A 24,997-nucleotide genomic window follows, 5' to 3' on the forward strand; every position below is an offset into this window, starting at 1 on the left:
AATACTTTCGGAGGTGGCGGATTTGTTTCAAATAGGTGATAAAATTGTTTATCCAATGCATGGAGCCGGTGTGATTGAAGGAATGGAAGAAAAAGAGATTTTAGGTAAGACGCAGGAATATTTTCTGATTCAAATGCCGAATATGCAGATGATGGTCCCAAAAGGCAGAATCAATCAACTAGGTATACGTCCGGTAGCTGATCAAGCTACGCTGAAAGTTGTGATGAACAATTTTGCAGAGGAAACAAACGACGACACGCTTACTTGGAAGCAAAGATATGATGAAAATCTGAAAAAGCTAAAAACAGGTTCGATTGAAGATGGCGCAGACGTTGTTAAAGATCTGATGAGACGTAATCAGAAAAAAGCCTTAAATTCTAGTGAAAAGAAGATGCTTGAAGATGCACGGGGCATGTTAGTGAGCGAAATTTCACTGGCACAAGGCATGTCGCAAGATGAAGTGCTGACAGCATTAGAGAATGAATTAAGAGTTTAATGCTGGATATACAGAGACTGGCTGTAAACAGAAGGAGATATTCCTTTTGTTTACAGCTTTTTTATTTGAAAAAAGATGAAAATTCCCAATTTTGTAGGTGTTTTTGACTAAAACTAAAATGAGGTCATAGGATTTAGTTTTTACTTGCACATGAACCGTTTTAAAGAAGCCGAAAATACCTAAGGCAACATAAAAAAACAGGTAAGTTCTCCTGATTCATGAAAAGGAGCCGGACATTCTTTGAATTCTTTTAGCGATTGATAGTAAAATAATGCGATAAGATGACATCGAAGAGAATGAAAAGGAGCGGTGAAATGAAAAGACTACTCATATGTGGATTCATCTTTCTCATCCTGTGTGCTCTTTTAATGGTGAAATGCAGCCATTCTATCCAAGAAAATAAAGAGCAAAAACAACATCATGAAGAAGTAGAAAAGTATAAGAAAGAGCGAAAAAAAGGGGATCAATATGAAAGTTTTAAACAGCTTATACGGCATGAAAGAGACGGATATGAGATAGAGTTTCATGAAAAAGGGGGAAGTGACTTACTTGTCTTTTCTCCTCATGGCGGCGAAATTGAACCAGGAACAAGTGAAATTGTAGAAGCATTTGAAAAGAAGTACTCTACGTATTTATTTGAAGGGACAAAACAAGACAACAATCGTGACTTGCATATCACTAGTACAAAATTCGATGAACCGATTTTGGTTCAAATGATTAAAACATATCCCTTTTCTATATCCATTCACGGCTATAAAAGTGATAGAAGACATACACTTGTGGGCGGGACAAACGAAAAAATGCAAGAAGCGGTTGTGCGAGAACTAAAAGACCGGGGCTTCTCCGCAGAGCTCGTGCAAAAAGGCGAGCGCCTCTCTGGAACGGATCCAAACAACATTAATAATCAAAATGCAAGTGGAGAAAGTGTCCAGTTAGAAATTAGTACGGCGCAGAGAAAAGCCTTTTTTGACAACTTTGATACGAGAAAAGGAAAGAAAAAAGCATTTAGTCGCTATGTCAGTGGTTTAAAAGAAGTGCTTAGAGAATTCGACCCTTCTTCGTAGAAAAAAGGTTTTGATGGGCAAAAGTACTCTCTTTAAACTTGGTAAAAAAGATAGAAATGTGCAAAATCAACATAAAATATGAAATAAATGACAATTTGCCTTAAAATCATAAATTATGTAAAATAATAGTTATCAGTTTGATATGATAGAATGGGGCTGAAGTGGATGGCACACAAAATACCATCTTCCGAAGTAGGTGTAAAAATCAATCAATGGTACACACATATTTGCAAATTTGAAGTTGATCAGGCAAACGATATGAAGCGCCTTGTTGAAGAAGACATTCATGAGATGGAAGAAGATCAAGATTTATTACTCTATTATTCTCTCATGGATTTTCGCCATCAAATGATGCTTCAGCACTTAACGCCAGTCCATGCAGGGAATGAATCGCTTCAAGCGGTTTCTTTTCCAAAAGAAATTGAAGAGGCAGAAGATGAGATGACGGGTTTATTGGGCTATTACTTTCATTTTTTCCATGGAATGTATGCATTTACCCAGCACCGGTATATCGAAGCCATTTCTTATTATAAGCATGCGGAACATCAGCTGATCTTAGTGACAGATGAGATCGAAAAAGCGGAATTTTATTATAAAATTGCTGAAGTATACTATCATATGAAACAAACCTATTTTTCTATGCATTATGCGAAAAAAGCGAGAGACATCTATAAGAAACATCAGCTTTATGGAAAAAGAAGCATTCAATGCGATTTTGTGATGGCAGGTAATTGGATTGATGTAAATCAGCATCAAAAAGCGCTCCCGTATTTAGAAAAAGCTTTAAAAGTGTGTGAAGCAATGGAAAGAAAAGAATGCACATCTTATTTTAAGGCGATGGCCCTCAATAACTTAGGAACTTGTCATTATAGTATGGGAACCTATCATACAGCGACTGTCTTCTTTGAACAAGCCATTTCACTTTATCAAAAAGATCAAGCTGCAACGATGATCAAATCATTGTTTTCACTGGCTCTTACTTGTTTTAAACTCGAAGATATGGAGCGAGCGAGTGAGGCTATAAAGGAAGGCATGAATCAGGCCTCTATATTGGGAGATGAAATTTATCAATTGAAATTCCAATTTTTACAGGCACTCTATATAGAAACAGACAGCTCTGAACAATTGAGATCAGCCCTTTTGGGACTACGAAACAAAAAAATGTTTGCTGATTTAGAGGAATTGGCACTTGATGCGGCTAATTATTATAAGGAACGCGACATGTACAAGGAATCTTCCACTTTTTTTGAAATTGTGATCGAAGCGCGTACGCATATTCAAAAAGGAGATGAGATGTATGAGAACGAAGCATAACATGTCAGCTGCTCAAGTAGAAGAAAGACTTCACACATAAAAACAGACAAAACAACACCCTTTACGAAAAACGTAAAGGGCTTTTTTATTTATTCTTGGATTGCTTTTTCTGCGTCGATGGCACCTGCTCCGTAAATCATTGGGTCCTCTCCAGACCACTTGCTTGTATTTTCTTTTAATAAGGCTTTGACTTCATCAGGTGTTAAATCTGGTGAATGCTCTAATAATAGTGCGCAGATACCGGCACAAATGGGTGTCGCCATCGAAGTGCCAGATAACGTCGTATAATCATCATCGACTCTACTTGATTTATCTAGTTTATCTAGGAATGATCTTGGTGATCTAAGAGAGACGATATTGACTCCTGGTGCGAGGAGGTCAGGCTTTGTTTCACCGTAGACCGTTGGACCTCTGCTCGAAAATGGTGCCACGACATCGTCACTTGATTCTGGCGTATTTCGATCATCATAGGCTCCGACCGTAATGACTTTTTGACTCACGGCAGGGCTTGCGATCGTTTGACTGTTAGGACCAGAGTTCCCAGCAGCAACGCATACAACAATCCCTTGATCCCAAGCTGCATTGACAGCGCGCACCATCGGATCGTCTTGTTCGTCATCATAACGCTGTGCATCGCCGCCTAGTGACATACTGATGATGTGAATTGGGTCATCAGGATGGTCTTCGTTGAACTGTATGCACCACTCAACACCTTCTATAATAGTAGAAAGTGATCCAGCGCCTTGTTTATTTAACACTTTTACCCCAATGATATTGGCTTTTGGAGCGGGTCCTTTGTATAAACCGTCTGAGGCAGCTCCGTCTCCAGCCACATCCCCAGCGCAATGCGTTCCATGACCGTTATCATCATAAGGTTTCGTTTTTTGTTTGACTAAATCTACAAAGTCGCGAATTCTTCCATCTAAGTCCTCATGTGGGTATACGCCTGTGTCAACGACCGCAACCGTAATGCCTTCACCGGTTAAGGTTGTGCCATTTCGGACGACTTCATCCGCATGACTTGATTGTGTCGCCACATCCAGCAGTGCATGTACCTGTCTGTCTAAATATATTTTGCGAATATGCTCCCCATTCGCTAAGAGTTCCTCTAAAGCAGCAGGGGTAAGATCAGCTGCGCAGCAATTAATATGTGAAAAATGTTTTTTGATGTTTGTTTTTCTGCTTTTTTTCATTAGCTGCTTTGTGCTTTGAATACCTGCTTCAACTGCATCTTCTTTAAATTCAATGATGACCCGAAGCTTCTTGCTCTTCTTTAACCTTCCTTCAAAAAAACGATGAAGAAAACAAGGCGTCCACTTAAAAGGCTTATAGAGGTGAAGGACGGTCTCTCTTAAAGGCTGATCCAATTTACTAGCATGTGTTCTGACCATTTGTACCATGGAAAATCCAAACATGTGATGCCCTCCATTCTAGCTATCCATTCTCGTACACTCTTACGTTATGAACATGACAGCATCTTTGTTCGGATTCTTGTCCCTTCTTTTGTTCATATTGGCGGCTGACTCATTCCCTTTAAAAAGAAAAGCGCTTACATTTTGTAAAATAATAGAAAAAGGTGGAAATCATATCAAAACTGCCGATGATAGGTGGGAGAGTTCTTCTTAGAGAACCAGTAAAACAGAGGATTCTGCAGAAAAAAGGGGGTTCTAGACAGGGTCAATGCTCATACAAATGTGATTCATTCCAGATGAAAAAAATCAAATTCGCATAAAAAAAAGACGAATTAAAGAAAACAGACTGGGTAGGACTAGGTCATTTTAAACATAACTTCATTTGTTTGTCATACTATTCTAACTCTGTTTTCAATCAGGAGAGGCGTTTCTGTGTATATAAATGCAATTATCTTATTTTTGAGGAATCTCATGATCTAGAGTGTTATGATCAAATTTGAAGAGAAAATGTGGAAAAAATGAAAAGAAATGATGATTCAATATTAATCATAGAAACGGCTTAGAAATCTGTTAAAGGAGAACGGGAATGAAGAAGTTTTTTGCTTTGCTTCTCCTGCTTGTCATCGGATGGGGCGTCTATTATACCATGCAAGCACAGGAACATGATGAGCCAGTGTCATCAGGTGGAGAAGACGAAAGCGGTTCAAATGATATGTATCGCAATTTTAAAGAACTGGAAGAGAATGAATCAACAGATCATTATCAAATTACATCCAATCCAGTGCCCGGCAGCCGTCTTCTAGTGATGTCGCCTCATGGCGGGAGAATCGAAGGCGGCGTTAGTGAGATTGTCCATTTTTTTGATAACGATTTTTCTACGTACTTATTTGAAGGTTTGAGAGAAAATGCATCAGAACTTCATATTACAAGTACAAACTTCGATGAACCAATCGGAGTCGCACAGGCAAAAGCACATGATTATGTATTAGCTGTTCATGGTTATAAAGGGGAGCCGGGAATTGATCACACCCTTGTTGGCGGAACAGACTATAACCGTGCTGAGAAAATTGTGAACTCATTAGAGCGCAACGGTTTTTCTGCTGAACTTGCAGTTGCACACGCAACCCTAAGCGGAACGAGCAATCATAATATTAATAATCTTACAAAAACAGGGCAAAGTGTACAGCTTGAGATTAGTAGAAGTCAACGGGAAGCGTTATTTGACAGTTTCGATTTTCGGCAGCGGTCGAGTACAAAAAACGAGACGTTCTACCGGTATGTCAGGGCGATTCGAACGGTGCTGGATGAAGAATATACGTAAGGATGGTGCACATCTTAAGACAGCAAGATGAATTCTTGTTACACTATAAAAAGTGATAACAAAAGGAGAGACAGATATGGCGCGTCATCATTTTCATCTTCAGGCAAGCTGGCCTGGTCTGCGTAACGATGTGGGGACAATCGAATGTGAACAGTTAAAGACGGAGATTTCCATTCCAAAAGAAATGGATGGACCGGGTATTGGAACAAATCCAGATGAGATGCTCCTAGGTGCAGCGGCCACATGTTATATCATTACACTTGCAGCCATGATGGAGCGGAGTCAATTAGAGAAAGAGGATTTATCGATGAGCTCTGAGGCAGTTGTCGATGTGACAAACGGTGTGTTTACATATGAGAAAATCATTCACCGTCCTGTCATCATTCTCAAAGAGTCGGCTACAGCACAGGACATAGAACGAGCTCGTAAGCTTGCACATAAAGCTGAAAGCTCATGTATGATCTCTAGAGCTGTGCAAGGGAATGTCCATATTTCCTTAGAAGAAACCATCAAAGCTGGTCATTAAGACAAAAAAGTCATTTTCTCTTGATTAATGGAGAAAATGACTTTTTTATGACGTCCATTCGGTTTGATCGAATGGTTCTTTCTTTTCTTCCTTTTGTTTTTTGGATTGATTTAAGACAATGACGCCGCATATGACAAGTGCAAGACCAATGAATCCTTTCATATGAATGGTTTCGTTAAATAGCACGAGGCCCACAAGAGCAGTAAGTGCTGTACCGACACCAGACCAAGTGGCATATGCAGATGACAGATCAATTGTTTTGAGTGCCAAACTGAGAAAGGTAAAGGCGCATCCAAATCCGATCATCACCCCCATACTCGGCAGCACCTGTGTAAAACCTTGCGAAAGCTTCAGCATCGTACTGCCAAAAACCTCTGTCAAAATGGCTCCTGTTAAATAAAGCATTCCTTTCATATCACTTCACATCCTTTAAGACATATTTAATAGTACGACCCCTGAAACAAGCATTGCCATTCCAATAAGTGCTTGACGGTTCAAGGTTTCTTTGAAAAAGAGCACGCCAAAAAAAGCCGTGAGGACGGTACCGACCCCAGACCAAGTGGCGTAAGACATGCTAAGTGGAATGATATTAAGGGTCAATGACAACATGTAAAAAGCAAGTGTGTAGCCAGCGACAACGACAGCGCTAGGTTTAAAGCGTGTGAAACCATTTGATAGTTTCAGCATCGCTGCCCCGATTGCTTCTGAAAAAATGGCGATAGCCAAAAAAAGATATCCGAGGATCATCATCATCCCTCCTCTAAAATGTGTAAAATCCGATGAAGTAAAAGGGTTTTTTCCTCTCGATTCAATGGTTCAAGCTGAAACATTTCTGAAAACCATATACCATCACAGGCAAGACGGATCAGTTGGCTAAGTGCAGGGTCATTGATTTCCTCGGTTGCTTTTTCTTTAAATTCCGCATAAAAATGACGCCAAGGATTTAATAATGCTTCATCAAATGACATGGTAGCCAGCATGCTTGTACATAGCTGTGTGGTGTTTTGTCTATCAAGGTCATTTAATGTGGCCAATATATAGGCACGTACATAAGGTGCCTTTTCGTTTTTGTATGTTTCCTGATACGTGTCAAGCTGCTGACGAAAAGAGGCAACCGCATGCTCATTCATTTGCTGGATCAGGTCTTCCTTGCTCGAAAAATGATACAGTAGCCCGGCTTTGGTCATATTTGCATGTTCTGCCACCTGCTGAAGGGTGAGCTGACTCAATCCTTCTTTTAGAATGGTGTGAGCTGCTGCCTCAAAAATTTGTTCTTTTTTCGTTTTAGACATAAAAAAAACACCTACTTTACTGAACGGTCGGTAAAGTAAATGTTAACCTATGAAAAACAAATGTGTCAATCGATTCATTTTATAAGAGGATGTTTTCACTAAATCGTCATATTTAATAATAAGGGTATGGTCCATATGGCGGGTATGGCGGTGGATAAGGATAACCATAGCCATATCCTGGAGCAAGAAGCGACCCAGCTAAAAGCCCTCCAGCAAAACCACCTAAAAATGGCGGTCCAAAAAATCCAGGTCTCCCATAGCCAAAACTAGGGCGCCCAAACCCAAACCCAGGTCTTCCAAAACCAAATCCAGGGCGTCCAAATCCAAAAGGTCTTCTCATCTCATCTTGAACAAACGGTGCGTCAAAATAATTCATAAAAAAAGACTCCTTTCACATAAAATCACTGTAACTGACATCAGTGTATTCGAGTGGCCCACTTGTGTTTGGGTGAATGCCTAAAATAAGGAGGAATGTAAAAAATGGGCCTGTATCCGTCTGATTGGGCTAAATGCCCACCTCATGCACATGCTTATAAAGCGCGAACGGATGTAACAGAAGAACATTATCATTTAATAGAAGGTATTTCTCAGCCTGTGAATGGAAGCAGTACCGACAGTCATACTCATTATTACCGGGGGATCACATCATTTGAAAGAGGGCATTTCCATAGATATTATGGCGTCACTGGACCTGCTATCCCAAGAGTGGACGGGACGCACTACCATGAAATTGAGGAAGTCACGTTTTCTGCCTATACCGACTCTGTCCCGATTCCATACGGGGGAGTCGTTTACAGTCCAGATGAAGAAAGGCCAACGCATAAGCACCGTTTAAAAGGAAAGACATATGAAGTGGTCGGGAATGAACCACTTGGCTGGTGACGGGAGGATATAGGAGAGAAAGAGAAGTTATGCTATACTGTAGGCAGTTTGTAAAAGAGAGTGATGTTATGAAAAAACAACCAGTGATTGTATTAGTAGGTCCGACGGCTGTCGGAAAAACAAAGCTGAGCATTGATATAGCGAAAGCATTTAATGGAGAAATTATCAGCGGGGATTCCATGCAGATCTATAAAGGGATGAATATTGGCACAGCGAAAATCACCCCTGAAGAAATGAATGGCGTACCGCACCATTTAATCGATATTAAACAACCGGATGAATCGTTTTCTACAGCTGAATTTCAGCAGCTTGTCCGCTTAAAAATCAAAGAGATTGCTGCGAGAGGGAAAACGCCCATGATTGTTGGTGGAACTGGGCTATATATTCAGTCTGTTTTATATGATTACACGTTTACTGATGAGAAAAGTGATCCTGCTTTTAGAGAAGAGATGACGCTGTTTAAGCAGCAGCATGGACCGATCAAGCTGTATGAAAAGCTAAAAGAAGCCGATCCTGACGCTGCAAAAGCGATTCATCCGAATAACGTCCGCCGCGTGATCAGAGCGCTTGAAATCATCCATACAACAGGTCAGAAAATGTCTGATATGCAAAACGGGCATCAAGAAGTTCCTCTTTATGACACTGCCTTCATTGGGCTGAAAATGGACCGAGAGCTTTTGTACGAGCGCATTCATCAAAGAATTGATATGATGTTAGATGAAGGCTTAATTGAAGAAGTGAGCGCACTTTATCAATCTGGTTTGAAAGATTGTCAGTCTGTTCAAGCGATTGGTTATAAAGAGTTGTATGCCTATTTTCAAGGCGATTGCTCACTGGATGAAGCCATCCAGCAATTAAAACAAAATTCCCGCAGATATGCGAAGCGTCAGTTTACGTGGTTCCGTAATAAAATGGATGTCACCTGGTTTGATATGACACCACCTTGCCACTTTTCGGACAAAAAAGAGGAAATTTTCGCATATATAGCAGGAAAGCTTGGACTTAAAGCGAAACTGTAGTTATCAGAATCAAGGAGGACGAAACATGAAACCGATTAATATTCAGGACCAATTTTTGAATCAGATCCGCAAAGACAATACATTTGTCACAGTATTTTTACTGAATGGCTTTCAGCTTCGCGGTCAAGTAAAGGGATTTGACAATTTCACGGTGCTGCTTGAGACAGAAGGGAAGCAGCAGCTTATTTATAAACATGCGATTTCAACATTTGCACCTCAAAAAAATGTAAATCTTGAATTAGAATAAACACCCGTTTTCACCAATAGCCCCATGCAGCTGCGAATAAACCGGCCGAAACCCGCTACGTTTTTTGTCAGTGCAGAGGGGCTATTTTGTATGCCATGAAACTTTTCTGTCCAAGTTGCGTATAAATCCTTATTGGACATTTAAAAGGTGAGGGGATTTATATGGAAAATGCAGAGCTTGAATTGAGAAGGATTCGAGTGATCCTTCTTTTGATTGGAATCGTTGTCTTATTTGGATCATGCGCCATCTCGAACATCGAAACGAGACAAGAAAGTTGGCATAACCATTCTAATGAGCATGATGGGAGCCATGTTGATGGTCTTTTACCATCATCTGTTGCGCTAAAAAATAATCACATTGCTGTTGTGAAAGATGATGAAGTACATGTATACCGGTTTGATGAAAAAGAAGGAGAGCTGACGCTCATTACGACAAAGTACATAGATGAATGGGATGAAGATGATGGTGATAGTGAAGACTTTGATGAAGAGTAAGCACGTAAATTTACAAATGAATGTGAAGTCGCTACACTATAAACATGCATCAGACATCTAGACAGAAAAGGATGAGTTCATGACACACAAAATTAAAATTAATCATTGGGAACAAACTTGTGAAGATGACTCCTGTTTCGAATATGGAACAAGCGTTTCTGTAAACGGGAAAGAGTTAGTAAGAGAAGCCTCGATCGTCTCTGCGCTTGAAGCGGTGCTCAAAGAATTAGGTGTTGAAGTGGAAATAACAGAAGTGTCAGAAGATTTACAGTGCGATGCCTACAAAAAATAAAACAAAAAGTCTAGTCTACTAAGCGATTTTTTTTCGTGTTATGATAGATTTCGGTTTCAGTTGAATAGGGAGTAGGGCAGTCTATTTTTAGAACCTGCTCTGCTCTATTTATTTGAACGTACGAGTTCGGCTATGAATGTTCGGCCGGGTTGGTTGATTTTTTTCGTTTCGAGTATCTATATGTTGTGTTTTGAAAAAACATAGTATACTATATATAGTGAATAACGGAATGATCAACAATACTAAAAACTAGGTCGTGATGGAATTGATTCAAATCGTATTTGATTCAAAAACAGGAAATGTTCAACGCTTTTTGGACAAGACCCCTTTTACAGACAAACGAAAATTGACTGGAGAAGAGTTTTTGGATACGCCGTTTATTCTCGTCACCTTTACGACAGGATTTGGACAAGTCCCTGGTACCACTCAGTCATTTTTAGAGAAAAATGCGCACCTTTTACTAGGTGTAGCGGTGAGTGGGAACAAAGTGTGGGGAGATAACTTTGCCAAAAGCGCCGATACGATTTCTAAACAATATCAAGTTCCTATTTTGCACACCTTTGAACTAAGCGGAACAAAAAGGGATGTTGAATTGTTTACACAGGAGGTAGAAAGAATTGTCACAAAATCAGGTTCCAAAGTGGATACAATTAAATAACGAGATTATGATTCAAAAAGAAGGAAAGTTTCAGTTCGACAAGGACAAAGAAGCTGTACATAGTTATTTCGTAGATTATATTAATCAAAACACGGTCTTCTTTCATAATCTAGAAGAGAAGATTGATTACTTAATAGAAAACGACTACTATGAGGAAGAATTTTTAAGACAATACAGCATGTCAGATATTAAAGAAGTATTTGAAGCTGCATATGCCAAGAAATTTAGATTCCCATCATTTATGAGTGCGTTTAAGTTTTACAATGACTATGCACTGAAAACAAATGACAAAAAGAAAATCCTTGAACGCTATGAAGACCGCATTTCAGTTGTGGCTCTTTTCTTTGCGGGCGGAGACAAAAAGAAAGCACTTGAGTTTGTGGAACTGATGATCAACCAAGAGTATCAGCCAAGTACACCAACATTCTTAAACGCAGGCCGTAAAAGACGTGGTGAGCTGGTGAGCTGCTTCTTGCTTGAAGTGAATGACTCATTAAACGATATCTCAAGAGCCATTGATATTTCCATGCAGCTGTCTAAATTAGGTGGCGGCGTCAGCTTGAACCTTTCAAAGCTTCGTGCGAAAGGTGAAGCAATCAAAGATGTTGAAAATGCGACCAAAGGTGTCGTAGGCGTCATGAAACTTCTTGATAATGCATTCCGATATGCAGATCAAATGGGACAAAGACAAGGTTCAGGCAGTGCCTACCTGAATATTTTCCACAGAGATATTAATGATTTCTTAGATACGAAAAAAATCTCTGCGGATGAAGATGTTCGTGTGAAAACACTTTCGATCGGTGTCGTCATCCCAGATAAATTTATCGAGCTTGCTAGAGAAGATAAAACAGCTTACACATTCTATCCTCATACAGTTTATAAAGCTTATGGACAGCATCTTGATGAGATGGATATGGAAGAAATGTATGACGAGCTTGTAGAAAACCCGAAAGTCAAAAAAGAAAAAGTCAATCCGAGAAAACTTCTTGAAAAATTAGCTGTTCTGCGCTCAGAATCAGGCTACCCATATATCATGTTCCAAGATAATGTGAATAGAGAGCACGCTCTGAACCATATTTCACGTGTGAAATTCTCAAACCTTTGCTCAGAAGTCCTTCAAGCTTCAGAAGTCTCTTCTTACACGGACTATGATCAAGATGATGAGATCGGACTTGATATTTCTTGTAACCTTGGTTCTTTAAATATCATGAACGTGATGAAAAACAAATCCATTGAAAAAACAGTCAAGCTTGCAACGGACTCACTTACACTTGTGTCTGAAACAACAGATATCCGCAATGCACCAGCTGTTAGAAAAGCGAACAAAGCGATGAAGTCAATTGGACTTGGTGCGATGAACCTTCACGGGTATTTAGCTCAAAACCAAATCGCTTATGAAAGTGAAGAAGCAAGAGATTTCGCTAATACGTTCTTTATGATGGTGAACTATTACTCCATTAAGCGTTCAAGTGAGCTTGCAAAAGAAAAAGGGGAAACATTCCACCGTTATGAGGGCTCTGGTTATGCAACAGGTGAGTACTTCAATAAATACGTAGAAAATGATTTCACTCCAAAAACAGAAAAAGCAGCTGCGCTATTTGAAGGGATGCACATTCCAACAAAAGAAGATTGGACAGCACTTAAAGATTTTGTAGCGGAAAATGGCATGTATCATAGCTATCGATTATGTATTGCGCCAACAGGTTCTATTTCGTATGTTCAATCGGCAACAGCGTCTGTGATGCCAATTATGGAACGTATCGAAGAAAGAACATACGGAAACAGCAAAACGTATTATCCAATGCCAGGACTTTCAGCACAAAACTGGTTCTTCTATAAAGAAGCATACGATATGGACATGTTTAAAGTGGTCGATATGATCGCAACCATTCAGCAGCACGTCGATCAAGGAATCAGCTTTACATTATTCCTAAAAGATACGATGACAACGCGTGACTTAAACCGCATCGATCTTTATGCACACCATAAAGGCATTAAGACACTTTATTATGCAAGAACGAAGGATACAGGGCAGGAAGGCTGTCTTTCTTGTGTTGTTTGATTAAAGGAGAGTTTAACGTGACAAAAATTTATGATGCAGCCAACTGGTCAAAACACGAAGACGATTTTACACAAATGTTTTACAACCAAAACGTCAAGCAATTCTGGCTTCCAGAGGAGATTTCCTTAAACGGGGATCTCTTAACATGGAAATATTTAGGTGAAAAAGAGCAGGATACGTACATGAAAGTACTGGCTGGACTGACGTTACTTGATACAGAACAAGGAAATACAGGAATGCCGATAGTGGCTGAACATGTGGACGGTCATCAGCGTAAAGCCGTGTTAAACTTTATGGCCATGATGGAAAATGCAGTGCATGCAAAATCATACTCAAATATCTTCATGACGCTAGCACCGACTGAAACGATTAGTGAAGTATTTGAATGGGTCAAGAAAAATAAATTCTTGCAAAAGAAAGCAGATATGATTGTAGGTCTGTACCGTTCCATTCAAAAGGATGACCCAATTTCCTTATTTAAAGCAATGGTTGCTTCAGTGTATTTAGAAAGCTTCCTATTCTATAGCGGCTTTTACTACCCGCTATATTTCTACGGTCAAGGAAAGCTCATGCAAAGTGGTGAAATCATTAACTTGATTTTGCGCGATGAAGCGATTCACGGTGTGTATGTTGGATTATTAGCACAAGAAATTTACAACAAACAAACACCTGACGTGCAAAAAGAGCTTTATGATTTCTCTATCGATCTGCTTAATGAGCTTTATGAAAATGAACTTCATTACACTGAGGATATTTATGACCAAGTCAATTTATCGCATGATGTGAAAAAGTTCATTCGTTACAATGCCAATAAAGCGTTAATGAACCTTGGATTTGCCCCTTACTTTGAAGAAGAAGAGATCAACCCAATTGTATTGAACGGACTCAATACAAAAACAAAGTCACATGACTTCTTCTCAATGAAAGGGAACGGCTACAAAAAGGCAACAGTTGAGCCGTTAAAAGATGACGATTTCTTCTTTGGAGATGAATCATAATTAAAACGCAAAAGTCAAAACGCATCACTCGTTTTGGCTTTTTGCCATTTCTAACAATGTGTTACATACTGGAGGTTACCGAACATGGGAAAAATGGACGAAATGATTTTAGTTGCACCGCGCGCACGCGTGTTCCAAAACGAAACACTTGCGTTTAATGGTGTGAATAGTGAAGAGAAAACAATCAGCACCATTATGAAAGAAATCGAAGAACACTTCGAGCAGATGCGAAGAGGCGATGCAGAAGAAAATCCTGACTTCAAACAGCCGATACCTTATGTCGTGATTAAGCGTGAGGACGAAGTGTATGTATATGAAAGACTTCAAGGCGGGGGAGAGACTCGCTTACATCATAAGTTATCTCTTGGCTTTGGCGGTCATATGAATTTCATTGAAGGAAAAAAATTTGCTGAGATTCTAAAAGAAAATACCGATCGTGAACTGGACGAGGAACTTTCGATTCAAGAAGAAGACAAACTTGAGATGAAAACCCTTGGACTCATTAATGATGATGATAACAGTGTCGGCCGTGTGCACATCGGACTGTTATCAGCCCTTGAATTATCGCCGGGTGCTTATGTAGAAGTAAAAGAAACAGATCAAATCTCAGGCAAATGGATGAAAGTAACAGATTTGAAAAAGCCTGAGTATTTCGATCGTCTTGAAACATGGTCTCAATTTGTCGTGAACATTTTAGCATAATTGGATAGACAACAAACCGGCTCTAAAGATGACTTGAGCCGGTTTGTTTTTTAGATTATTGAAAAACGAATGCGTCGTGACCGGCCTGCTTTAATCGGGCGACGAGGTCATCTGCATTTTGCTTTGAACGGAAAGCGCCAGCTTGGACTCGGTACATGCCGCTATCCAGTACGACCAGCGCTTCAAATCCTTTGGATCTGAGTGTAGCTGCTAGTTCATCCGCATTGGCTTTGACCTTGAAAGCCCCTGCTTGCACTTTATATAGGTTACTTGCTTTTTTTTTCAATTGAAGGGCTTTTTCTAATCCAGTGGCATGAGCACGAGCGATCCCTTGAAGGAAAGTAGCGTTACGGAGCTTATTTGCATCAGCTACCGTATCAATGAAACCGTTTTCAGTTAAAATGGCAGACATAGAAGTTTCCCGCAGAACGTGGAAGTTCGCCGTTTTCTTGCCGCGGTCGGCAAAATCAACGGAGCGGACAATCTCATCATGAAGGGCATTGCGATACGTGGTGGTTGGTGCTGAAACGCCAGGGTACACATAACTTTCAAAACCTGTGCCTCCGCCAGCATTAATATGAATAGACACGAAATAGTCAGCTCCCCAGCTGTTTGCCGCATTCGTACGCTGGGATAACGTGACGGATTGGTCAATTGAACGACTTAAGCGGACGGAAACCCCATCATATTCACTAATCAACATATCTCTCAGAAAAAGCGCAATTTGCAGTGTGATATTTTTCTCCAAAAGTCCATTAGCAGCAGCTCCAGAATCTGTTCCTCCGTGGCCAGGATCAATAAAAATTTTCACCATCTATTCATCACCTCGTCTTTATTTTATGAGGAAATAGAAAAATTGCCTGTACAAAATGCGGAAATCATTGAGACTCTTTTCTGCACAATTTGTGATGAAAAAGCGCCATTTTTCTAAGAAAAAACAAATTGTTGGTTTGTCCGCCCGAAATGGATGAATACAATGGAAATAGCACATCATTTCCTGGGAAACCGCACAATTCCCTACAATAACCAGTATCTCGGGTCATTTTGACAGTAAACCGATGCTAGTGCGGGCGATTGTCACGATTACAGCTCCACCCGAATAGATTAAAGAGAGAAGAGCGAGAGGTGAATACGTTGGAGCGAGCTGTCACATATAAAAATAACGGCCAAATCAACATTATACTTAATGGACAGAAGCAAGTATTGGTTGATGCAGATTCAGAGGCAGAATACCTAGAGGCCTTGCAAAAAAATGAGGCCAAACACAGCATCTTACGAGAAATAGAACGAGAAATGAACAGCCTTGTCGGGATGGATGAAATGAAACGAAACATAAAAGAAATTTATGCTTGGATTTTTGTCAATCAAAAAAGACAAGAACAAGGATTAAAGGTAGGAAAACAAGCGCTTCATATGATGTTTAAAGGAAATCCTGGCACAGGGAAAACAACGGTTGCACGGCTTGTCGGGAAGCTTTTCTTTGAAATGAATGTTCTTTCAAAGGGGCACTTAATTGAAGCAGAACGAGGAGATCTGGTTGGAGAGTACATTGGACATACAGCTCAAAAAACAAGAGATTTGATTAAAAAATCACTAGGCGGCATTTTGTTCATCGATGAAGCCTATTCTCTTGCCCGCGGAGGAGAGAAGGATTTCGGGAAAGAAGCCATTGATACCCTTGTAAAACATATGGAGGATAAGCAGCATGAATTCATCCTCATCTTAGCTGGATACTCCAAGGAAATGGATCATTTTCTTTCTCTAAATCCTGGTCTGCAATCGAGATTTCCGATCAATATCAACTTCCCTGATTATACGGTCGATCAGCTGATGGATATTGCAAAACGAATGATGGCAGATCGGGAATATGTCTTTACCCAAGAGGCAGAATGGAAACTGCGAGACTATTTAATGCACATCAAGAGCACAACGAGTCCTGCCAAATTCAGCAACGGCCGTTTTGTGCGAAACACCATTGAAAAAGCGATTCGAACTCAGGCGATGAGGCTGCTTCTTGTGGATCATTATGATAAAAAAGATTTACTTACGATTAAAAGCCATGATCTGCAAATGAAAGAGGATACGCCTTCTTGAAATGGCGTATCCTTTTTGTAAAGAGACAAGAAATTAAACCTTCCGAATGGTGGTATACGTGTGATGTGTTTGGTATGATGGTACTACTGAAACTTAAGTACAGAAAGGAAACAACTGACGTTGAATGAACATGAAATGATCGAAAAAGCGATCCTTGTCGGCTGTCAACTGCCGCATATAACGGATGAACGCTTTCAATATTCTATGGAAGAATTAGCTTCCTTAACCAAAACAGCTGGCGGTGAAGCTGTCAGCATCATGACGCAAAAAAGAAATAGACAGGACAGCGCGACTTACATCGGGAAAGGGAAAGTGGAAGAGCTTGAAGTGCTTTGCGACGAGTTAGACTGTGACGTTATTATTTTTAACGACGAGCTTTCGCCTAGCCAGTTAAAAGCTTTGGCGACTGCCTTAGATGTGAAAATCATTGACCGTACGCAATTGATTCTAGACATTTTTGCCAAAAGAGCCCGTACAAGAGAGGGGAAGCTGCAAATAGAGCTTGCCCAGCTTCAGTATGCCTTGCCAAGACTGAGTGGACAAGGGATCAGCCTTTCAAGACAAGGCGGCGGAATTGGCGCAAGAGGTCCAGGTGAAACAAAACTTGAAACAGACAGACGTCATATTCGAAACCGCATACACGAAATTCACGGACAACTGTCTGCAGTCAAAGAACATCGCACGAGATACCGGGAACGACGGAAGAAAAATGGCGTATTCCAAATCGCTATTGTCGGGTACACAAATGCCGGGAAATCTACATTGTTTAACCAGTTAACAGAAGCGGATAGCCATGAAGAAGATTTGCTGTTTGCCACACTTGACCCAATGACGCGTAAAATGACACTTGAATCTGGCTACAGTGTACTGATTTCCGATACAGTTGGTTTTATTCAAGACCTTCCAACCACACTGATTGCAGCATTTCGTTCCACTCTTGAAGAAGTAAAAGAAGCAGACTATTTGCTTCATGTGATCGATTCTTCGAATGAGGATTATGAAGGGCATGAACGAACGGTTCATAAGCTTTTAGAAGAATTAGAAGCTGACCGTATTCCGATGCTGACAGTCTATAACAAAAAAGACCAAATCCGGCCGGATTTTATCCCTTCCTCAAAGCAGCGCCACATTTTAATCAGTGCTAGGCGCGAGGAAGATGTGAAGCGGTTAAAAGCGGATATCATGGCTGAACTGAAAAAAGATTTTTTAAAGCCATATCATGTAAGAATTCCGGCATATGAAGGGAAACTCATATCTGCCTTAAAGTCAGAAACCTTGGTGGAATCACTGGAATTTCAAAAGGAAGCAGAGCTTTATGACATCACTGGATTTAGTGGTGAGGAGCAAACCATATTAGGACAAATCAAGAAGTATATGTTGTAGGAAAGGAATTAAATCACGATGTTTCACACTTTAAAACATGGCACCATTTTAGAAAAAATAGCAGCAGAAGCAGAACAAGACATTTCACAAATACATCAGCAAATTGATCGAAAGAGCGAACAAAATGAGTGGCGGGTTCTTGAAAGCTACCGGAAACATAAAGTCAGCGACTCTCATTTTAACCCGACAACTGGTTATGGCTACGATGATATGGGAAGAGACACGTTAGAAAAGATCTATGCGGATGTATTTGGAGGGGAAAGCGGTCTTGTACGCCCGCAGATCATTTCTGGAACACATGCCATTTCCATCGCCTTATTCGGTGTGCTAAGACCTGGCGATGAATTGATCTACATGACGGGGAAACCTTACGATACCCTAGAAGAGATTGTCGGGATTCGCGGCAAAGAAGGGACAGGCTCATTAAAAGATTTTCAGATCGATTACAAAGCCATTGATTTGCGTCAAGATGGATCTATCGATTTCGACAAAGTCAAAGAATCTATTTCCTCAAAAACAAAAGTCATCGGGATTCAGCGTTCTAAAGGCTATGCGTCAAGACCATCCTTTACAATAGAAGAAATTGAACAAATGATTTCATTTGTGAAAGACATCAATGAGGACATCATTGTGTTTGTTGACAACTGTTATGGTGAATTTACTGAATTACAAGAGCCGTGTCATGTGGGTGCAGACCTTATGGCAGGTTCGCTCATTAAAAACCCAGGCGGTGGCCTTGCCAAAACGGGCGGCTACATCGTCGGAAAAGAAAAATGGGTAGAAGCTTGCTCTTATCGAATGACATCTCCAGGCATCGGCAGTGAAGCGGGTGCATCGCTGTATGCGCTTCAGGAAATGTATCAAGGATTTTTCTTAGCACCGCATGTTGTTGCACAAAGTTTAAAAGGCGCCGTGTTTACAGCGCGTTTTCTTGAAAAACTCGGGTTCCAAACAAACCCGGCGTGGAATGCGAAAAGAACCGACTTGATTCAATCTGTAGAATTTGGAGACCCTAAAAAAATGATTGCATTTTGTCAGGCGATTCAATATGCATCACCGATTAACAGTCATGTCACACCGCATGCAAGCTATATGCCGGGATACGAGGACGATGTTATTATGGCAGCGGGCACATTTGTCCAAGGAGCCAGCATTGAATTATCAGCTGATGGTCCGATTAGACCGCCATACACAGCCTATGTTCAGGGTGGTCTCACGTATGCCCATGTGAAAAATGCCATTTGCAGTGCTGTAGATGCCTTATTAGAGCAAGGTTTTATTGAAGTGCCTGCTCGATAAAAAAATCCATGTTAATATTCCTAACATTTCGTTGACACATAATATAACATGACATATAATAAATTTAAGCAAAGAGGAGGAGACAGTTGAGATGAGTGATAACATTCGCCGCTCAATGCCTTTATTCCCAATTGGGATTGTCATGCAGCTAACAGAATTATCTGCAAGACAAATTCGCTATTATGAGGAAAATGGTTTAGTATTTCCAGCTAGAAGTGATGGGAATCGCCGATTATTTTCTTTCCATGATGTTGATAAATTACTAGAAATCAAAAACCTCATCGAACAAGGTGTAAACATGGCAGGAATCAAAAAACTTTTTGCCAAAGCTGAGGCAGAAAATCCATCGTCTGAAACAAAGACAGAGGAGAAAACCACAGCGAAGCACAACTTGACAGATGATGAACTCAGGAAGCTACTGAAGAAGGAACTCATTCAGGCTGGACGTTTCCAACAAGGAACGACCTTTAGGCAGGGGGATATGTCAAGGTTCTTCCGTTAACCAATTAGCAAAAGCATTGCTATACACATTTTACCTTTTGTAGGGGAGGAGTTTTACGAAATGGCAAAGTACACAAGAGAAGATATCGTAAAATTAGTAAATGAGGAAAACGTAAAGTACATCCGTCTGCAATTTACAGACATTCTCGGAACAATTAAAAATGTTGAGATTCCTGTGAGCCAGTTAGAAAAAGCTCTCGATAACAAATGTATGTTTGATGGTTCATCTATTGAAGGGTTTGTACGTATTGAAGAATCAGATATGTACCTATATCCAGATCTAAACACGTTTGTTATTTTCCCTTGGACAGCAGAAAAAGGTAAAGTTGCACGCTTTATTTGTGACATTTATAAGCCAGACGGAACACCATTTGATGGAGACCCTCGTAACAACTTAAAGCGTATCTTGAAGGAAATGGAAGAACTAGGATTTAGTGATTTCAACCTTGGACCTGAGCCAGAATTCTTCTTATTTAAATTAGACGAAAAAGGCGAGCCAACGCTCGAACTAAACGATAAAGGTGGATACTTTGACCTTGCACCAACAGATTTAGGTGAAAACTGCCGCCGTGACATCGTGCTTGAGCTTGAAGAAATGGGCTTTGAAATTGAAGCTTCTCACCACGAAGTAGCACCTGGTCAGCATGAAATTGATTTCAAATATGCAGGCGCCATCCGTTCTTGTGATGACATTCAAACGTTCAAGCTTGTTGTGAAAACAATCGCTAGAAAGCACGGTCTTCATGCGACATTCATGCCAAAACCATTGTTCGGTGTAAACGGATCTGGTATGCACTGTAACCTATCATTATTTAAAAATGGTAAAAATGCATTCTTTGATGAGAAAGCAGACTTACAATTAAGCGAGACAGCTAGACACTTTATCGCAGGTATTGTGAAGCACGCAACAAGCTTCACAGCGGTCACAAACCCAACAGTGAACTCTTACAAACGTCTTGTTCCTGGCTATGAAGCACCTTGCTACGTAGCATGGAGTGCACAAAACCGCAGCCCATTGATTCGTATTCCAGCATCACGCGGCATTAGCACACGTGTAGAAGTACGCAGTGTAGACCCATCTGCAAACCCATACCTTGCACTAAGCGTATTACTTGCAGCAGGTCTAGACGGAATCAAAAACAAACTAGACGCACCAGCGCCAATCGACAGAAACATCTATGTCATGGACAAAGAAGAGCGCCTTGAAAACGGCATCGCTGACTTACCTGCAACACTTGCAGAAGCACTTGAGCTGCTCAAGTCAAACGAAGTCATGATCAACGCACTAGGCGATCACTTATTCGAGCACTTCATCGAATCAAAAGAAATCGAATGGGATATGTTCCGCACCCAAGTACACCCATGGGAACGCGATCAGTATATGTCTCAGTATTAATAAAGAAAACCCCTTGGAGCCATTGGCTTCAGGGTGTTTTTATTTTAATTAGTATATTTTTATAATCGAAAGAGCCACTTCTTATGCAGAAGTGGCTCTATGTTATTTATGACTAAAATAACTCAAGGTACTATTAAAAATTAAGGTGATCACAGATGCAATCAGTAAAGATATACTGATTGCACCCAGTCCTAAACCTTCCCACTTTCCTACGAAAAAACTTATTAATAATAAGATAATACTGATGAGAATGAGAATCGATGGTATTCCATACTGTAAAGGTGCATTCTTTCTTTTAAAGATCAAAGAAACACCCAATATAACAATCGTAAGGATAACTGTTAGCAGCCAAAATGATGACATTTATTGACCTTCCTTCTTTTAAAAATATATGAAATTATTTTATTTCCTCATCCATTACTTTCTTATACTTTTCAAATTCAGCATCTTTCATTTCACCGTTCATTTGTAATAAAAAGTTTCCTTTTGAATAGGTGTGAGAGAAGAACATAGATCCAGCATTTCCTAACTCATCATAATAAGATTTCGCCTGCTGTAAATCAGTTTCATTTCCAAATTTAAAAATCCTTCCACCAGCATTTTCACCTAAGGAAGGAACGAGAATTCTTTTTCCTTCTTCTCTTATATTTCCAAACTCTTTTTGTTTAAGATCAGATGGTTTTTCTGCTTCAAGCCCAGCACTTTTAAAAGCTTCAATAATATTGCCTGTCGTGAGCTGTTTTTCATTTGATGCTGCGCTACTGCAAGCTGTTAGCATCATGAAACAAATAAAAATGAATATAGATAATTTCTTCATATTGGATCCTCCTGATTTTTAGGTGCAAAGGAAATTTTACATGAAGTACCTTCTTTTTACTATCGTTTCGACAAAAATAGACAGCGTGAATGACTAAGTAACTAATATTCTTCTTTTATTTTGCCTAAATTGTTAAATATACTCAGCAAGATGGTATACTTATGTGCATATTTTACTAGGAGGCATTCATCTTGAAATCATTTTGGGAAATAGACGAGGAAGGTTACTATACGTTAAAAAAGATCAACGAAGCAGAAATAGCTAAAGCTGAAAAGAAACTTGGTGTCACTTTGCCAGATACATATAAAAAGCTCATATTAGAGCAGAATGGTGGTTATACCATTCATAATGCTTTTCCAACCACTTACTCTAATTCATGGGCTGAGGATCATATTCAATTTAATCACCTGATGGGTATCGCCGAAGGTGAAGGAATTATGGATAGTGCCTACTTAATAAAAGAGTGGGAGCTGCCAGAAGGGCTTGTTTTGATTAACGGTGATGGCCATACTTGGGTAGCGATGGATTATCGAAAGACGAAAGAGAATCCTGCAATTCATTATTTTGATGTTGAGATGGAAGAAGACTTTAAGTTAGCAGATTCCTTTGATGAATTCATTGAGGGGCTTTATACAGCTGAGTACAGTGTTGATGAGGAAGCAGCAGAGGGTGAATACGAAGAAGAAGAGGAGGAATATATAACTAAAGCAGAACTTGAAGCGATCTTAGAGAAAGAAGCAGCTAATCCAGCCGATATTCATCAAATTACTAAATATCCGTTACAAGATTTAGAAGAAGTAGAGTGGTTCTTTAAAAGAATAAAAAGTTACATTGAATCTGTTAAAGATGAAGACGTTCTTTTTGAAGTAGCTAGAAGCATTGAAACAATCCTTATATTAAGAGTATATACAATGCCAAGTAACGATATTATAAAAAAGACATTATTTGAAATTGTAGACATTTTTGAAAAAACTAAAATTCCTCAGATAACTGTAACAGCTGGAAATTTCGCTGTTAATATTGATTTTTTAGATTAAGGCAAAATTAGAGCATGTAGAGTATACTGTATAGGTTGAATTTTCAAAGAGTGAATGAGAACGGATGTTTAATTATCTGTTTTGATTTCATTATAATATAATTTAGATTGACCCCTTCATGAACCTGGCTGAAACTCAGTCAGGTCTTTTTATATCAATTTCAAAACAATATTTTGTGAATTTCTTTTTAAAAAATGAAGGTGGTCAATAAAAGAAATAAGTATCAAGTCCTTTCTGGCTACTCTCTCTTTTAACCAACTCTTATAATTGCATACCATTCAATTATTATCATATTTGCGGGATACCGAAAATTTCTATTATGAGCAGATTCACTTTACATATGTTGTAAAATGCGTGTTAGAATTATACTAGGGATTTGTTTAGAAGGGGGTAAAGGAATGTCAGGATTAATTGCCTCTCAGGAGGTAGGGAACATGTTAAACACTTGGAATCTTGCGATACAAAAAGGGGATTTATCGGCAGCTATAGAAATGCAAGATGACATAGACAGGGCAATTGATTTAATGGAAGAAAATCAAGATATTCTTTTGTACTATCAACTTTTGAGCTTTAGGCTTAAGCTGAAACTTCAGAATATTAGCAGAAATTTAGATAAGCCATTCTTTCAGCGGAATGCTCCAGACGAAAAAGAAGAAAAAACAAATAAACTCATGTCATATTACTTCTACTTTTATAATGGGATCTATCATGACTACTTGCAAGATTATGATAAGGCATTAAGTTACTTCAGAATAGCTGAAAAAAAGTTGGCTTATGTTGATGATGAAATAGAAAAAGCTGAATTTCATTATAAAATCGCAGTTCTATTTTATGATTTGAAAATGACCTTTTTATCAAAATATCATGCACAAATTGCGTGTGACACATTTAATGCGCATGAAACATATATCAAAAGACAGATTAACTGTAGGATGCTACATGCGTTAAACTTAATTGATCAATTTGAATATGATAAAGCAAGAGCTCTTTTTAGTGAAGCTGAGAATATGATCGAAAGTATTAATGACAATCATTTAATCATTCATCTATATTACAATATGGGTTTTCTAGAAAGCAAAAAAGAAAATTTAGAAGAAGCATCAGCACTATTTAGGCGCACGTTGAGTTATAAAGAGATCGAAAATCAAGATTTATTGAAGATGAGATGTTTATATGAACTTTCTAGAATAGAAATCTCCAGTAAAAGTAATGACGCGATTGAATGGATTGATCTAGGCATTTCTTTATCAGAACAAGTCAACCATAACGTTTTTCAAATAAAATTTAAATTGTTAAAAGAACTATTGTATGAAAAAAATCAATCTCAATTGAACAATATAAACAATCTGTGTTTAGAGCTTGAAGAGAAAAGAGTATGGGTTGATTTAGAGGAGATTCTGGTTGATGTGGCGAAATATTTAGAGGGGAGAGGCTTGCTGAAACAGTCATTAAATTACTATAAAAGAGCCTTACTCGCAAGCCAGTATGTAGGAAAAGGAGTGAATTAATTGAAGAAGTCGGTTTTTATTACATTTTCACTAGCTGTGGTAGCTCTAGGTACACTTTTCTTTACAAACGGTTTGACTCAACCTCTACATGAAGATGTCCAAACAGTTGCATCAAGAGGTAGCTCTGGAGGTTAATTGGTTAAAAAACGATAAAGTGGATTAAAGTGTCAGGCTCCTTATGGT

29 protein-coding genes are annotated in these 24,997 nt (G+C 39.3%); 21 read left to right on the forward strand and 8 right to left on the reverse strand.

The genetic code is table 11. The features are described from left to right. Positions 1-22 precede the first annotated feature (22 nt). From AC0VYC_RS08460 to AC0VYC_RS08470, 3 genes are all read left to right on the forward strand, one after another. Positions 23-496, forward strand: coding sequence for a CarD family transcriptional regulator (locus AC0VYC_RS08460; protein ID WP_007499456.1), 474 nt, complete (start codon positions 23-25; stop codon positions 494-496). Positions 497-810: 314 nt separating this feature from the next. After that, positions 811-1,560: a poly-gamma-glutamate hydrolase family protein gene (locus tag AC0VYC_RS08465; protein WP_056704764.1), complete on the forward strand. Its 750-nt coding sequence runs from the start codon at positions 811-813 to the stop codon at positions 1,558-1,560. Between the two features lie 165 nt (positions 1,561-1,725). Further along, positions 1,726-2,874, forward strand: coding sequence for a Rap family tetratricopeptide repeat protein (locus AC0VYC_RS08470; RefSeq protein ID WP_056704766.1), 1,149 nt, complete (start codon positions 1,726-1,728; stop codon positions 2,872-2,874). A gap of 89 nt (positions 2,875-2,963) precedes the next feature. On the opposite strand, the gene AC0VYC_RS08475 is transcribed toward AC0VYC_RS08470, so the two are convergent. Next, positions 2,964-4,289, reverse strand: coding sequence for a S8 family peptidase (locus AC0VYC_RS08475; protein WP_056704767.1), 1,326 nt, complete (start codon positions 4,287-4,289; stop codon positions 2,964-2,966). Positions 4,290-4,872: 583 nt separating this feature from the next. On the opposite strand from AC0VYC_RS08475, the gene AC0VYC_RS08480 reads away from it, so the two are divergent. Together AC0VYC_RS08480 and AC0VYC_RS08485 are read left to right on the forward strand one after the other, a co-directional pair. Continuing rightward, positions 4,873-5,607 carry a poly-gamma-glutamate hydrolase family protein gene (locus AC0VYC_RS08480; RefSeq protein ID WP_041507253.1) on the forward strand — a complete coding sequence of 245 codons (735 nt, stop codon included), beginning with the start codon at positions 4,873-4,875 and terminating at the stop codon, positions 5,605-5,607. Between the two features lie 76 nt (positions 5,608-5,683). Then, the gene (locus AC0VYC_RS08485) at positions 5,684-6,133 is read left to right on the forward strand and encodes an OsmC family protein (protein ID WP_047945891.1); all 450 of its coding nucleotides are present in this window, start codon (positions 5,684-5,686) and stop codon (positions 6,131-6,133) included. Positions 6,134-6,178: 45 nt separating this feature from the next. On the opposite strand, the gene erbB is transcribed toward AC0VYC_RS08485, so the two are convergent. The 4 genes from erbB to AC0VYC_RS08505 all read right to left on the reverse strand — a co-directional run bounded on the left by erbB (position 6,179) and on the right by AC0VYC_RS08505 (position 7,801). Then, positions 6,179-6,547: an SMR family multidrug efflux transporter EbrB gene (gene erbB / locus AC0VYC_RS08490; protein ID WP_024720399.1), complete on the reverse strand. Its 369-nt coding sequence runs from the start codon at positions 6,545-6,547 to the stop codon at positions 6,179-6,181. 15 nt (positions 6,548-6,562) lie between these two features. After that, complete coding sequence (gene erbA / locus AC0VYC_RS08495; protein WP_017367286.1) at positions 6,563-6,880, reverse strand: SMR family multidrug efflux transporter EbrA; 318 nt, start codon at positions 6,878-6,880, stop codon at positions 6,563-6,565. 2 nt (positions 6,881-6,882) lie between these two features. After that, positions 6,883-7,425 (reverse strand): TetR/AcrR family transcriptional regulator, encoded by a 543-nt coding sequence (locus AC0VYC_RS08500; RefSeq protein ID WP_041507251.1) that lies wholly within the window; start codon positions 7,423-7,425, stop codon positions 6,883-6,885. Positions 7,426-7,537: 112 nt separating this feature from the next. Beyond that, positions 7,538-7,801, reverse strand: a complete 264-nt coding sequence (locus tag AC0VYC_RS08505) for a spore coat protein (RefSeq protein WP_475389906.1) — start codon at positions 7,799-7,801, stop codon at positions 7,538-7,540. 104 nt (positions 7,802-7,905) lie between these two features. Between AC0VYC_RS08505 and AC0VYC_RS08510 the strand changes: the two genes are divergently transcribed. The 9 genes from AC0VYC_RS08510 (at position 7,906) to AC0VYC_RS08550 (ending at position 14,779) form a co-directional block, all read left to right on the forward strand. After that, a complete protein-coding gene (locus tag AC0VYC_RS08510) occupies positions 7,906-8,307 on the forward strand; it encodes a YmaF family protein (RefSeq protein WP_046526675.1) in 402 nt (133 codons plus the stop codon). Between the two features lie 68 nt (positions 8,308-8,375). Further along, positions 8,376-9,326 (forward strand): tRNA (adenosine(37)-N6)-dimethylallyltransferase MiaA, encoded by a 951-nt coding sequence (miaA, locus tag AC0VYC_RS08515; RefSeq protein ID WP_056704774.1) that lies wholly within the window; start codon positions 8,376-8,378, stop codon positions 9,324-9,326. Positions 9,327-9,351: 25 nt separating this feature from the next. Next, entirely contained in the window at positions 9,352-9,573 is a 222-nt protein-coding gene (gene hfq / locus AC0VYC_RS08520) for an RNA chaperone Hfq (protein ID WP_003211269.1), read from the forward strand. 161 nt (positions 9,574-9,734) lie between these two features. Next, positions 9,735-10,067: a YmzC family protein gene (locus tag AC0VYC_RS08525; protein WP_144665454.1), complete on the forward strand. Its 333-nt coding sequence runs from the start codon at positions 9,735-9,737 to the stop codon at positions 10,065-10,067. Positions 10,068-10,146: 79 nt separating this feature from the next. Continuing rightward, on the forward strand, positions 10,147-10,359 hold the full coding sequence (locus AC0VYC_RS08530; protein WP_003212415.1) for a hypothetical protein: 213 nt from the start codon (positions 10,147-10,149) through the stop codon (positions 10,357-10,359). 265 nt (positions 10,360-10,624) lie between these two features. Further along, a complete protein-coding gene (nrdI, locus tag AC0VYC_RS08535; protein WP_017359034.1) occupies positions 10,625-11,017 on the forward strand; it encodes a class Ib ribonucleoside-diphosphate reductase assembly flavoprotein NrdI in 393 nt (130 codons plus the stop codon). Then, on the forward strand, positions 10,977-13,079 hold the full coding sequence (gene nrdE, locus AC0VYC_RS08540; RefSeq protein WP_343489377.1) for a class 1b ribonucleoside-diphosphate reductase subunit alpha: 2,103 nt from the start codon (positions 10,977-10,979) through the stop codon (positions 13,077-13,079). Before nrdI ends, nrdE begins: the two co-directional genes overlap by 41 nt. Before the next feature lie 17 nt (positions 13,080-13,096). Then, a complete protein-coding gene (gene nrdF / locus AC0VYC_RS08545) occupies positions 13,097-14,077 on the forward strand; it encodes a class 1b ribonucleoside-diphosphate reductase subunit beta (RefSeq protein ID WP_024720404.1) in 981 nt (326 codons plus the stop codon). Positions 14,078-14,161: 84 nt separating this feature from the next. Further along, positions 14,162-14,779, forward strand: a complete 618-nt coding sequence (locus tag AC0VYC_RS08550) for a hypothetical protein (protein WP_475389911.1) — start codon at positions 14,162-14,164, stop codon at positions 14,777-14,779. Between the two features lie 55 nt (positions 14,780-14,834). Here the strand turns inward: AC0VYC_RS08550 and AC0VYC_RS08555 are convergent, their stop codons facing one another. Continuing rightward, entirely contained in the window at positions 14,835-15,593 is a 759-nt protein-coding gene (locus tag AC0VYC_RS08555; protein ID WP_008344009.1) for an N-acetylmuramoyl-L-alanine amidase, read from the reverse strand. Between the two features lie 320 nt (positions 15,594-15,913). Between AC0VYC_RS08555 and spoVK the strand changes: the two genes are divergently transcribed. The 5 genes from spoVK to glnA all read left to right on the forward strand — a co-directional run bounded on the left by spoVK (position 15,914) and on the right by glnA (position 21,452). Next, positions 15,914-16,873 carry a stage V sporulation protein K gene (spoVK, locus tag AC0VYC_RS08560; protein WP_008344008.1) on the forward strand — a complete coding sequence of 320 codons (960 nt, stop codon included), beginning with the start codon at positions 15,914-15,916 and terminating at the stop codon, positions 16,871-16,873. Between the two features lie 120 nt (positions 16,874-16,993). Beyond that, a complete protein-coding gene (gene hflX, locus AC0VYC_RS08565; protein WP_017359031.1) occupies positions 16,994-18,256 on the forward strand; it encodes a GTPase HflX in 1,263 nt (420 codons plus the stop codon). Between the two features lie 18 nt (positions 18,257-18,274). Next, the gene (locus AC0VYC_RS08570) at positions 18,275-19,555 is read left to right on the forward strand and encodes a methionine gamma-lyase family protein (protein WP_268431931.1); all 1,281 of its coding nucleotides are present in this window, start codon (positions 18,275-18,277) and stop codon (positions 19,553-19,555) included. Positions 19,556-19,646: 91 nt separating this feature from the next. Beyond that, complete coding sequence (locus AC0VYC_RS08575) at positions 19,647-20,057, forward strand: MerR family transcriptional regulator (protein ID WP_007499423.1); 411 nt, start codon at positions 19,647-19,649, stop codon at positions 20,055-20,057. A gap of 60 nt (positions 20,058-20,117) precedes the next feature. Beyond that, positions 20,118-21,452, forward strand: a complete 1,335-nt coding sequence (gene glnA / locus AC0VYC_RS08580; RefSeq protein WP_007499421.1) for a type I glutamate--ammonia ligase — start codon at positions 20,118-20,120, stop codon at positions 21,450-21,452. Positions 21,453-21,554: 102 nt separating this feature from the next. On the opposite strand, the gene AC0VYC_RS08585 is transcribed toward glnA, so the two are convergent. Then, entirely contained in the window at positions 21,555-21,815 is a 261-nt protein-coding gene (locus tag AC0VYC_RS08585) for a YesK family protein (RefSeq protein WP_217967133.1), read from the reverse strand. 34 nt (positions 21,816-21,849) lie between these two features. Then, the gene (locus tag AC0VYC_RS08590) at positions 21,850-22,269 is read right to left on the reverse strand and encodes a stress protein (protein ID WP_475389915.1); all 420 of its coding nucleotides are present in this window, start codon (positions 22,267-22,269) and stop codon (positions 21,850-21,852) included. 191 nt (positions 22,270-22,460) lie between these two features. Between AC0VYC_RS08590 and AC0VYC_RS08595 the strand changes: the two genes are divergently transcribed. Both AC0VYC_RS08595 and AC0VYC_RS08600 read left to right on the forward strand, forming a co-directional pair. Next, a complete protein-coding gene (locus AC0VYC_RS08595; protein ID WP_335350576.1) occupies positions 22,461-23,306 on the forward strand; it encodes an SMI1/KNR4 family protein in 846 nt (281 codons plus the stop codon). Between the two features lie 398 nt (positions 23,307-23,704). Further along, complete coding sequence (locus AC0VYC_RS08600; RefSeq protein WP_039166523.1) at positions 23,705-24,814, forward strand: response regulator aspartate phosphatase; 1,110 nt, start codon at positions 23,705-23,707, stop codon at positions 24,812-24,814. Positions 24,815-24,997 lie beyond the last annotated feature (183 nt).

The organism is Bacillus sp. iso_77, assembly GCF_056173625.1.

Excerpts from the sequence above, each read along its gene's own strand:
- AC0VYC_RS08465 (WP_056704764.1), top strand. The coding sequence starts at position 811 with ATGAAAAGACTACTCATATGTGGATTCATCTTTCTCATCCTGTGTGCT.
- AC0VYC_RS08470 (WP_056704766.1), top strand. The coding sequence starts at position 1,726 with ATGGCACACAAAATACCATCTTCCGAAGTAGGTGTAAAAATCAATCAA.
- AC0VYC_RS08475 (WP_056704767.1), bottom strand. The coding sequence starts at position 4,289 with ATGTTTGGATTTTCCATGGTACAAATGGTCAGAACACATGCTAGTAAA.
- AC0VYC_RS08480 (WP_041507253.1), top strand. The coding sequence starts at position 4,873 with ATGAAGAAGTTTTTTGCTTTGCTTCTCCTGCTTGTCATCGGATGGGGC.
- AC0VYC_RS08485 (WP_047945891.1), top strand. The coding sequence starts at position 5,684 with ATGGCGCGTCATCATTTTCATCTTCAGGCAAGCTGGCCTGGTCTGCGT.
- erbB (WP_024720399.1), bottom strand. The coding sequence starts at position 6,547 with ATGAAAGGAATGCTTTATTTAACAGGAGCCATTTTGACAGAGGTTTTT.
- erbA (WP_017367286.1), bottom strand. The coding sequence starts at position 6,880 with ATGATCCTCGGATATCTTTTTTTGGCTATCGCCATTTTTTCAGAAGCA.
- AC0VYC_RS08500 (WP_041507251.1), bottom strand. The coding sequence starts at position 7,425 with ATGTCTAAAACGAAAAAAGAACAAATTTTTGAGGCAGCAGCTCACACC.
- AC0VYC_RS08505 (WP_475389906.1), bottom strand. The coding sequence starts at position 7,801 with ATGAATTATTTTGACGCACCGTTTGTTCAAGATGAGATGAGAAGACCT.
- AC0VYC_RS08510 (WP_046526675.1), top strand. The coding sequence starts at position 7,906 with ATGGGCCTGTATCCGTCTGATTGGGCTAAATGCCCACCTCATGCACAT.
- miaA (WP_056704774.1), top strand. The coding sequence starts at position 8,376 with ATGAAAAAACAACCAGTGATTGTATTAGTAGGTCCGACGGCTGTCGGA.
- hfq (WP_003211269.1), top strand. The coding sequence starts at position 9,352 with ATGAAACCGATTAATATTCAGGACCAATTTTTGAATCAGATCCGCAAA.
- AC0VYC_RS08525 (WP_144665454.1), top strand. The coding sequence starts at position 9,735 with ATGGAAAATGCAGAGCTTGAATTGAGAAGGATTCGAGTGATCCTTCTT.
- AC0VYC_RS08530 (WP_003212415.1), top strand. The coding sequence starts at position 10,147 with ATGACACACAAAATTAAAATTAATCATTGGGAACAAACTTGTGAAGAT.
- AC0VYC_RS08550 (WP_475389911.1), top strand. The coding sequence starts at position 14,162 with ATGGGAAAAATGGACGAAATGATTTTAGTTGCACCGCGCGCACGCGTG.
- AC0VYC_RS08555 (WP_008344009.1), bottom strand. The coding sequence starts at position 15,593 with ATGGTGAAAATTTTTATTGATCCTGGCCACGGAGGAACAGATTCTGGA.
- AC0VYC_RS08570 (WP_268431931.1), top strand. The coding sequence starts at position 18,275 with ATGTTTCACACTTTAAAACATGGCACCATTTTAGAAAAAATAGCAGCA.
- AC0VYC_RS08575 (WP_007499423.1), top strand. The coding sequence starts at position 19,647 with ATGAGTGATAACATTCGCCGCTCAATGCCTTTATTCCCAATTGGGATT.
- glnA (WP_007499421.1), top strand. The coding sequence starts at position 20,118 with ATGGCAAAGTACACAAGAGAAGATATCGTAAAATTAGTAAATGAGGAA.
- AC0VYC_RS08585 (WP_217967133.1), bottom strand. The coding sequence starts at position 21,815 with ATGTCATCATTTTGGCTGCTAACAGTTATCCTTACGATTGTTATATTG.
- AC0VYC_RS08590 (WP_475389915.1), bottom strand. The coding sequence starts at position 22,269 with ATGAAGAAATTATCTATATTCATTTTTATTTGTTTCATGATGCTAACA.
- AC0VYC_RS08600 (WP_039166523.1), top strand. The coding sequence starts at position 23,705 with ATGTCAGGATTAATTGCCTCTCAGGAGGTAGGGAACATGTTAAACACT.